We start from the raw sequence: 9,336 nt of genomic DNA, 5'->3' as shown, positions 1-9,336 counted from the left end.
CGGAAGTTCAGCTCCCCCCGGGACGCCCTGGACGTCGGGATCGCGACCGTCTACCAGGACCTCGCGGTGGTGCCTTTGATGCCGATCTGGCGGAACTTCTTCCTCGGCTCGGAACTGACCTCCGGGTTCGGGCCGTTCAAGAGCATGGACGTCGAGAAGATGAAGGACATCACGCTCAAGGAACTCGCCGCGATGGGCATCGACCTGCGCGACGTCGAACAGCCCATCGGCCAGCTCTCCGGCGGTGAACGCCAGTGCGTCGCGATCGCCCGGGCCGTGTACTTCGGCGCGAAGGTCCTGATCCTGGACGAGCCCACCGCGGCCCTGGGCGTGAAGCAGTCCGGCGTGGTGCTCCGCTACATCCTGCAGGCCCGCGACCGCGGCCTCGGGGTCATCTTCATCACCCACAACCCGCACCACGCCTTCCCCGTCGGGGACCGGTTCCTGCTGCTCAAACGCGGCAAATCAATCGGCTACTACGACAAAAAAGACATCACCCTCGACGAACTCACCGCCCAAATGGCCGGCGGCGCCGAACTCGCCGAACTCGCCCACGAACTCGAACAACTCGGCGGCCACGGCGACATCGTCAAGGAAGTCCAGGCAGAGGTCGCCGACGTCGATTCAGAACGCCAGAGCATCGGCAGACACTGACTGCGTCAGCCCGCACGTCCCCCGGCTCCGGCGCAGCGCCTAAGTAGACAGATCAAATTCAAGAACCGAACGGTCGACCTCAGTTCCTGCGGGAATCGGGAGGGCCGCTCTTCCACCCAGATGGAGCAACCATGCAAATGCTAATCGCCGGAACCTGGCGCGGCGCCGCCGACGGCAGGACCGAGGAAGTCCGGTCTCCCTTTGACGGCCGGGTCATTGACACGGTTCCGGTCGCCACGGTCCAGGACGCCCAGGCCGCCCTCGACCGTGCCGAGATCGGCGCCCACCTGCAGAGGTCCACGCCGGCACACGTGAGGGTGGACATCCTCCTGCGCGCAGCTGCCCTGGCCGACGAACGTGCCGAGGACATTGCCCAGACCATCAGTGCCGAAACCGGGAAGCCGATCACGGAGGCCCGGGGAGAAGCCAGCAGGTCGGGGAACATCATCCGTCTGGCCGCCTACGAGGGAAGCCAGCTCTACGGCTCCACCCTTCCCCTGGATGCCAACGCCGGCACCGGCCTGGACAAGATCGGTTTCACGCTCCGGCAGCCGGTGGGCATCGTCGTAGCCATCACCCCGTTCAACTACCCTGCGCTGCTGGTTCTGCACAAGATCGCGCCGGCTCTCGCCGCCGGAAACGCCGTCGTGCTGAAGCCGGCCCGGGCGACCCCGCTGACCGCACTGAAGCTGGCTCAGTGCTTCGTCGACGCAGGCCTTCCGCCGGAGGTGCTGTCCGTCCTGACCGGTCCGGGCAGCACCCTGGGCGATGTGCTCGTTACTGACCCGCGGGTGCGGAAAGTCTCCTTCACAGGGTCCACCGCCACCGGCACCCGGATCAGCTCGATCGCCGGCGTCAAGAAACTGTCCCTGGAGCTTGGCGCCTCCTGCCCGGTGATCATCCTCCCGGACGCCGACATCGAACTTGCTGCCAGCGCCGTGGCAGCCGGTGGATTCATCAATGCCGGCCAGGTCTGCATCTCGGTCCAGCGGGTCATCGTTGACCGCCGGGTCGAAGCAGACTTCCTCGACGCTCTCGTGCCCAAGGTGGAAGCCATCGCGATCGGCAACCCGCGCGAAGCCGGGACCCGGCTCGGGTCACTGATCTCGGAAGAGGAAGCGACCCGCGTCCACTCCTCGATCAACGAAGCTAGGCACTCCGGCGCCAAAGTGCTCACCGGCGGAGACCGCCAGGGAGCCGTTGTCACCCCGGCCGTCGTCGCAGGCGTCGATCCGCGCTCTCCGCTGAGCCGCAACGAACTCTTCGGACCCGCCGTCGCCGTTACCTCGGCATCCGACCTCGATTCAGCCATCGCCCTGGCCAATGACAACGACTACGGCCTCGGCGCCGGAATCTTCACCAGCGATATCGCCGGCAGCATCCAGGCAATGCGGCAGATCGACGCCGGCAACATCCACATCAACTGGACGCCACTGTGGCGTGCCGACCTTATGCCCTACGGAGGACTCAAGGGCAGCGGCGTCGGCAAGGAAGGCGTCCGCTCCGCAGTGCAGGAAATGACCGAAGAAAAAACGGTCATTCTGCACGGACGCCCCTGGTAATCCCTCGACTTCTGGAATAAGGCAATGACCACTAAATCACAGACCATTAGGCTCACTACCGCCCAGGCGGTCGTCAAATACCTGTCCGTCCAATACTCCGTCACCGACGGCGTCAGGCGGCGCCTCGTCCCCGCAGCCCTGGGAATCTTCGGACACGGCAACGTCGCCGGCCTCGGCCAAGCCTTCGACGAACTGGCCGATGACATGCCCTTCATCCAGGGCCGCCACGAACAATACATGGCTCATATCTCAACCGCGTACGCCAAGGCCAGCCGCCGCCAGGCCGTCCTGGCCGTGACCGCCTCCATCGGCCCAGGTGCCCTGAACCTGGTCACGGCGGCCGGACTGGCCACCGTCAACCGGATCCCTCTCCTGCTCCTGCCCGGAGACACGTATGCCACCCGCCACCAGGGCCCGGTCCTCCAGCAGCTCGAGCACCCGACCGAAGCGGACGCCACCGTCAACGACGCCTTCCGTCCCGTCTCGCGATTCTTTGACCGCATCACCCGTCCCGAGCAGCTCCTGACCGCACTGCCGCAGGCCATGCGCGTGCTGACCAGCCCCACGGACACCGGCGCCGTCGTCCTGTCCCTGCCCCAGGACGTGCAATCCCACGCCTACGACTTCCCGGCCGAATTCTTCGCCCCCCGGGACTGGAAGATCCGGCGCCCGCTGCCTGACCCGGCCGAAATCGAGGAGGTGGCCGGGCTGATCAGGGCTGCGCGACGGCCCGTGATCATCGCCGGCGGCGGCATCCACTACTCGGATGCCCACGCGGCCCTTGAGCACCTGGCCGGCCAGGTCGGTATTCCGGTTGTGGAAACCTTCGGCGGAAAGGGTGCCGTCACGAAGGACGAATGGTGGCAGGTAGGCGGCGTCGGGCTCGAAGGCAACTTCGCGTCCAACGCCCTGGTCAAACAGGCCGACCTGGTCCTCAGCGTGGGAACCCGCCTCACCGACTTCGCCACCGGCTCACAGTCGATCTTCGAGCACGACGGCGTCAAGTTCGCGGCACTGAACGTCGTCGATGCCGACACCCGCAAGCAGGGTGCCACCGGAATCCTTGCCGATGCCCGGCTGGGACTCGAAGCCCTGGCCCAGGCGCTGGAAGGCCACAGCACTGCCGAGTCCTGGCAGGACACCGTCCAGGAAGAGAAAGCCCGCTGGGCGCCCATCCGGACACAATGGCTGGACGCAGACACCGCCTACAACCCCGCGGACCACCCGCACGCACCGGTCACCGAAGCAGTCCTCACCCAGCCGCAACTGATCGGCCTGATGCAGGAACACGCCCGTTCCGGCGACACCGTGATCGCCGCGGCGGGAGGGCCCCCTGGTGACCTGCAGAAGGTGTGGGACGCGACAGGGAACCGGCACTGCCACTTGGAGTTCGGCTTCTCCTGCATGGGCTACGAAATCGCCGCAGGCATGGGCGTCCGCCTGGCGGAAGGGAACAACGACAACCGCGTGGTCACCTTCATCGGCGACGGCACCTTCCTGATGGCACCCACGGAGATCCTTACCGCGGCGCAGGAAGGGCTCAACGTCACGGTCATCGTCTCCGAAAACCATGGCTACCAGGTCATCCACCGGCTGCAGATGAACCGCACCGGCAAGGAATTCGGCAACGAGTTCCGCTACCGCACCACCGGAGGCAGCGTCGCGGCCGCCGACGCGCCGAAGGCCCGGCTCGACGGGGACTACCTCAAGGTCGATCTCCGCCAGATCGCCGAAGGCTTGGGCGCCCTGGCTCTCAGGGCCACCACGGCCGCCGAGGTCCGCGAGGCACTGACCTCGACCCGGGATACCCAGGGCCCCGTCGTGATCGTTGTCCCGACGGTGCCGCACGTGGACCTGCCCGGCGGCGACGTCTGGTGGGATGTGGCTCCCGCGGAAGTATCCGGACAGGAATGGGTCCGCACCCTCCGCGCCGACTACGAGCAGGCACGCGGCCGCCAGCGGTGGTTCGGATGAGCCCCCGACCGCTGAGTGCCGGACCACTGGATTCCGGACAGCTGCGCCGGCGCCTCTCGGAGGGTGAAGTCACCATCGGGACCTTCGTAGGGATGTCATCGGCCACGGCCGCCGAAGTCTGTGCGGCGGCAGGCGCCGACTGGGTGCTGATCGACCTCGAACACGGCTCCGGAGGTGAAGATGCGGTCCGCGACGGCGTCGTTGCCGCCGGCAGCTACGGCGTCCCGACGATCGTCCGGGTCGAATCAGGAGACCGCATCCGCATCGGCCGCGTCCTGGACCAGGGGGCCGCCGGGATCATGGTTCCCCGGTTGAACACGGTCGACCAGGCCGCACAATCGGTCCGTCACATGCTGTACCCGCCCCGGGGAGACCGCGGCGTGGCCACGTACAACCGGGCCTGCCGCTGGGGCATGGACCGCCGGACCCTCACCGAACCCGGCCAAGAAACCCTCGGAATCATCCAGATCGAAACCCTTGAAGCGCTGGAGTCTGTCGAAGACATCGCCGCCCAGGACGGCGTCGACGTCGTCTTCGTCGGTCCGCTGGATCTGTCCTACGCGCTCGGCGTCCCGCTGCAGCTGGACAGCAACGTCTTCCAGGAAGCCCTGCAGCGCGTCGTCTCCGCGGCCCAGCTGCACAACAAGGCGGCGGGCATCCTGGCCGTGGACGGCCCGGGAGCTGCCAAGTACGTCCGGCAGGGCTTCCGGTTCGTGGCCATCGGCTCCGACTCGACGATCATGGCGGCGGCGTTCCGTGACGCCTTCGCAACCGCCCGCAACTGACCAACACAACAAGAAAGGCAAGAACGTGAGCCTAGAATCTCGCACCATCGGTGTCGGCCTCATCAGCGTCGGATGGATGGGAAAGCTCCACTCGCGCGCCTACCAAGCCGTACCGTACGTCTATCCTGAACTCGGCCTGAAGACCAAGCTCGTCATCGCCGCAGACACCGAACCCAGCCGGGTCCAGTTCGCCCGCGACGTTCTCGGCTACGCCGAGGGAACAGCCGACTACCACGATGTCCTCAACCACCCCGACGTGGACGTCGTCTCCATCTGCGCACCCAACTTCCTCCACGCAGAGATCGGCATCGCCGCCGCCAAAGCCGGAAAGCACTTCTGGATCGAAAAGCCGGTCGGCCGCGGCTACGAAGAAACAGCCGCCGTGCAGGAAGCGGCAGTGGAGGCCGGAGTGCTGACCTCCATCGGCTACAACTACCGGCACGCCCCCGCCGTCGAGCACGCACGCGAGCTCATCGCCGCCGGGCGCCTGGGGCGGGTGACCAACGTCCGGGCAGTGTTCTTCTCCGGGTACGCCTCCGAGCCCAACGGTGCCCTGTCCTGGCGGTTCGACCGGAAACTTGCCGGCACCGGCGTGCTGGCCGATCTGTTCAGCCACGCCACCGACCTGTGCCAATATGTAGTCGGACCCATCGCCGAGGTCACTGCGCTCACCAGCACCGTCTACACGCAGCGGCCAAAGCTCGCCATGGGCTCGGCAACGCACTTCGCAGTGATCGAAAACGGGGAAATGGGAGAGGTTGAAAATGAGGACTACGCAGCCGCGCTGGTCCGCTTCGGCCCGTCCGCCCGCGGCGCAGGAGCCGTCGGCACCATCGAGTCCTCCCGCGTCGCTGTGGGCCCCGAATGCGGCTACCAGATCGAAGTCTACGGAACCGAAGGTTCGCTCAAATGGGACTTTGAACGCATGAACGAGCTCAAGGTCTGCCTGGGACGCAGCAACGACGAGCAGGGCTACACCACCGTGAACGCCAGCCCCCGCCACGGCGACTACGCCCACTTCCAGCCCGGACCCGGCAACAGCATGGGCTTCGATGACTTGAAGGTCATCGAAGCGAAGAAATTCCTCGTCGCCGTCGCAGGAGGCGCCCAGGAAAATTCGAACATCCATGATGCTGCCTCCGCGGCCGCGATCGTCAGCGCCGCCGAGGCTTCCTCACTGTCCGGTCAGTGGCAGAAGATCGAGGAAATCCACGGCACAACTGCGGCGCGGGCCTAACCATGGCAACTGCATCCGCCCGGCGGCCAACGATCTTGGACGTGGCCGAACGCGCCGGCGTATCAAAGTCCTTGGTTTCACTCGTCCTGCGTGACTCTCCCCGGGTCAGCGCCGAACGCCGCCAGCGGGTGCTGGAAGTTGTCGAGGAGCTCGGCTACGAGCTCAATACGGCCGCCAGGTCGCTCGCAACCCGCAGCAACGGGACCATCGGCGTGCTGGTCAGCGACCTGCACAATCCTTGGGCCTTTGACGTCGTCGACGCCGCACGGCCGGTACTGGAAGAGGCCGGCCACACCGTGCTCTTCAGCGCGGTCACGGCGTCGGCGGCATCTGGAGGGGGAGTGGACCTGTCCATCCTCCAGGCATTCCGCGACCTGCGGGTCGCCGGGCTCCTCGTGATTGGAACCGTTCCGGACAAAGCGCCGTTCAGCCGCGTTGTCTCGGGAGGAGCCGTCGTGTTCGCCGGTGGAGGCCCGGACTACATCGACACAGCCGACGTCGTCCGAAGCGACGACGCCCGCGGCATCTCCATGGTCGTGGACCACCTCGTCGGCCTGGGTCATGAACGCATCGCACATCTGGGCGGGCTCGGCGGTTCGGTCGGGGCGGCGCGTGTCAGCGGCTACGCCGCCGCGATGGAAAACCACGGGCTGGGACGGAACATCCACGTTGTCGATGCGGACTTCTCCCAGGAATCCGGGTACGTTGCGGCCCAGCGGGCGCTCGGTGCGTCCGGCCGGCTGCGGCCCACCGCCCTGGCCTGCATCAACGATCTGGCTGCCCTGGGCGCGATGACCGCAGCCGATGAACGCGGACTCCAGGTCGCGATCACCGGCTACGACAACATCTCCCTCGGCGCCATGCCCCGGCTCGGGCTCACCACCGTAGATCCTGACAGCTCGACGATCGGCGTCGCCGGGGCGAAAACGCTCCTGCACCGCATCCAGGACCACGACTTTGGCGGAGGCTTCGTCCACCAGCCCATCGTCCCGGAACTGGTCATACGCAAGTCCAGCCTGCTCGGCCTCTGACCCACACCCCATTCATATAGTCACCCCGCGGGCCTTCATGGCCTGGCCGGGGTGCACCCTCACATCTTCAAGGATGACGATGGCTTCAATAACCGCACCCCAAATAGTCGTAGCTCTCGGCGACGTGGAGGCCGGACTGGTAGAACCGGTGCTGGCACCACACCAACAAATGATTCATAACCCCACGGAGGAAGATCTCGCCCGGGCCGATGCCGCAATCGTCCGCGCGGCCTACCCGGTGGACCGTGAACTCCTTGACCGCATGCCCGCACTGAAAGTGATCGCCCGGACCGGCGTCGGAACCGACCTTGTCGACGTCGCGGAGGCCAACCGCCGCGGCATCCCCGTCGTGATCACCCCCGGAAGCAACACCGCGTCCGTCGCCGAAGGGGTCTTCGCCCACCTACTGGCACTCGTGAAGAAGCTGTCGACCCTGACCTCGCTGGTGAGGGACGGCCGCTGGGAGGAGAGGTCCTCCGTGCACGTCGGCGACCTCGAGGGGTTCACCCTCGGCATCATCGGATACGGCCGCATCGGACGCCGCGTCGCCCGAATTGCCGAGGCCTTTGACCTCAATGTCCTTGCCTTCGACCCGTTCACCGACGTCCCGGCCGGCATCCGCTGCGACACGGTGGAGGAACTGCTGCGCCGGAGCGATTTCGTCACCCTGCACGTGCCGCTGACGCAGGAAAACCACAACCTCATTAACGCCGAACGCATCGCACTGGTGCCGGCCGGGGCCATCCTCATCAACTGCAGCCGGGGTGGGCTCGTTGACCTGGACGCGGCGCACGACGCCCTCCTCACCGGACAGCTGGCCGGTCTCGGGCTGGACGTCTATGATCCCGAACCCCCGGCACACCACCCCGTCTTTGACCACCAGAACGTCGTCCTCACGCCCCACCTGATGGGCTTCACCCGCCAGGGCATGATCCACACCGTCCGCGACGCCGCCAAGGGTGCCGTCGACGTCCTGGCCGGCCGAACTCCGGCGGCGGTGGCCGCACCATGACACTCCCTCACCCGCAACCAACCGCAGCCGAATCCGCCTGTGGAGAACTAGAAAGGACCATCACGCATGTCCGCTGACCGCCCCCTCAAGGTTGCACTCTTCGGATCCGGCCGCATCGGCCAGGTCCACGCCCGGAACATCGCCGCCCACCCCGACCTGGAACTGGCCTGGATCGCCGACCCGTTCATCAAGGGTGCGCAGGCCCTCGCCGCCGCGAACGGGGCGCAGGCCGTCGAAAGCGCTGACGAGGTCTTCGCCAACCAGGACCTGGACGCCATCATTATCGGTTCGCCGACGAGCACCCACGTCGACCTGATCTCCAGGGCAGTCGCCGCCGGCGTCGCCGCCCTGTGCGAAAAGCCCATCGATCTGGATATCGACCGCGTCCGCGTGTGCCGCGACCAGATCCGCGGCACCAAGACCCCGCTCATGCTCGGTTTCAACCGTCGCTTCGACCCGAACTTCGCCTCCGTCCGCGCACGGGTAGAGGCCGGAGAAATCGGACGCCTGGAGCAGCTGACCATCATCAGCCGGGACCCCGCCCCAGCGCCCAAGGACTATATCGCCACATCCGGCGGGATCTTCCGGGACCAGAGCATCCACGACCTGGATATGGCCCGGTTCTTTGTCCCGGACATCATCGAAGTCTCGGCCACCGGTTCGAACCTTTTCTGCGACTACATCGAAGAAGCCGGCGACTTCGACTCGGTGGTCATCACCCTCCGCGGACGGGGAGATGAGCTCGTCACGATCACCAACTCCCGCCACAGCGCCTATGGCCACGACCAACGGCTGGAAGCATTCGGCAGCGAGGGTCTGCTGACCGCCGGCAACATGACTCCGACCACCGTGCGCAAGTACGGCGCCACGGGCACCGAAGAATCCGATGCCTACCTGCCGTTCTTCCTGGAACGCTACGCCCAGGCCTACCGCAACGAACTGGACAGCTTCGTGCAGTCCATCCGCCAAGGAACCGCCTGCAGCCCGGGATTCGACGACGGGGTGATGGCGCTCATCCTGGCCAACGCCGCCGAAGAATCCGCCAGGTCCGGACGCGCCGTCAAAATCGGAGCGGAGTAAG

At 66.4% G+C, this 9,336-nt stretch carries 8 protein-coding genes; all 8 read left to right on the top strand.

What is annotated here, in order from left to right:
* A partial coding sequence (locus C566_RS0117015) for an ATP-binding cassette domain-containing protein (RefSeq protein WP_018775562.1) occupies nt 1-654 on the top strand: 654 nt, incomplete at its 5' end.
* Between the two features lie 131 nt (nt 655-785).
* Nucleotides 786-2,216, top strand: coding sequence for an aldehyde dehydrogenase family protein (locus C566_RS0117010; RefSeq protein WP_018775561.1), 1,431 nt, complete (start codon nt 786-788; stop codon nt 2,214-2,216).
* Nucleotides 2,217-2,240: 24 nt separating this feature from the next.
* A complete protein-coding gene (gene iolD / locus C566_RS0117005; protein ID WP_018775560.1) occupies nt 2,241-4,190 on the top strand; it encodes a 3D-(3,5/4)-trihydroxycyclohexane-1,2-dione acylhydrolase (decyclizing) in 1,950 nt (649 codons plus the stop codon).
* Nucleotides 4,187-4,975, top strand: coding sequence for an HpcH/HpaI aldolase family protein (locus C566_RS0117000; protein ID WP_018775559.1), 789 nt, complete (start codon nt 4,187-4,189; stop codon nt 4,973-4,975). The genes iolD and C566_RS0117000 overlap by 4 nt, the downstream gene beginning before the upstream one ends.
* A gap of 25 nt (nt 4,976-5,000) precedes the next feature.
* Nucleotides 5,001-6,212 carry a Gfo/Idh/MocA family protein gene (locus tag C566_RS0116995; protein ID WP_018775558.1) on the top strand — a complete coding sequence of 404 codons (1,212 nt, stop codon included), beginning with the start codon at nt 5,001-5,003 and terminating at the stop codon, nt 6,210-6,212.
* Nucleotides 6,213-6,253: 41 nt separating this feature from the next.
* A complete protein-coding gene (locus C566_RS0116990) occupies nt 6,254-7,243 on the top strand; it encodes a LacI family DNA-binding transcriptional regulator (protein ID WP_155846924.1) in 990 nt (329 codons plus the stop codon).
* Between the two features lie 79 nt (nt 7,244-7,322).
* Entirely contained in the window at nt 7,323-8,255 is a 933-nt protein-coding gene (locus C566_RS0116985) for a hydroxyacid dehydrogenase (RefSeq protein WP_026266793.1), read from the top strand.
* A gap of 66 nt (nt 8,256-8,321) precedes the next feature.
* Nucleotides 8,322-9,335 (top strand): inositol 2-dehydrogenase, encoded by a 1,014-nt coding sequence (gene iolG, locus C566_RS0116980; RefSeq protein ID WP_018775555.1) that lies wholly within the window; start codon nt 8,322-8,324, stop codon nt 9,333-9,335.
* Nucleotide 9,336: the final 1 nt, after the last annotated feature.

Origin of the sequence: Arthrobacter sp. 131MFCol6.1 (genome assembly GCF_000374925.1) — a bacterium.
GTDB lineage: Bacteria > Actinomycetota > Actinomycetes > Actinomycetales > Micrococcaceae > Arthrobacter.
Note: the sequence above shows the minus strand (reverse complement) of the source record. Positions and strands in the feature narration are given on the sequence as shown.

Coding starts and splice junctions, on each gene's coding strand:
- C566_RS0117010 (WP_018775561.1), top strand. CDS start 786: ATGCAAATGCTAATCGCCGGAACCTGGCGCGGCGCCGCCGACGGCAGG.
- iolD (WP_018775560.1), top strand. CDS start 2,241: ATGACCACTAAATCACAGACCATTAGGCTCACTACCGCCCAGGCGGTC.
- C566_RS0117000 (WP_018775559.1), top strand. CDS start 4,187: ATGAGCCCCCGACCGCTGAGTGCCGGACCACTGGATTCCGGACAGCTG.
- C566_RS0116985 (WP_026266793.1), top strand. CDS start 7,323: ATGGCTTCAATAACCGCACCCCAAATAGTCGTAGCTCTCGGCGACGTG.
- iolG (WP_018775555.1), top strand. CDS start 8,322: ATGTCCGCTGACCGCCCCCTCAAGGTTGCACTCTTCGGATCCGGCCGC.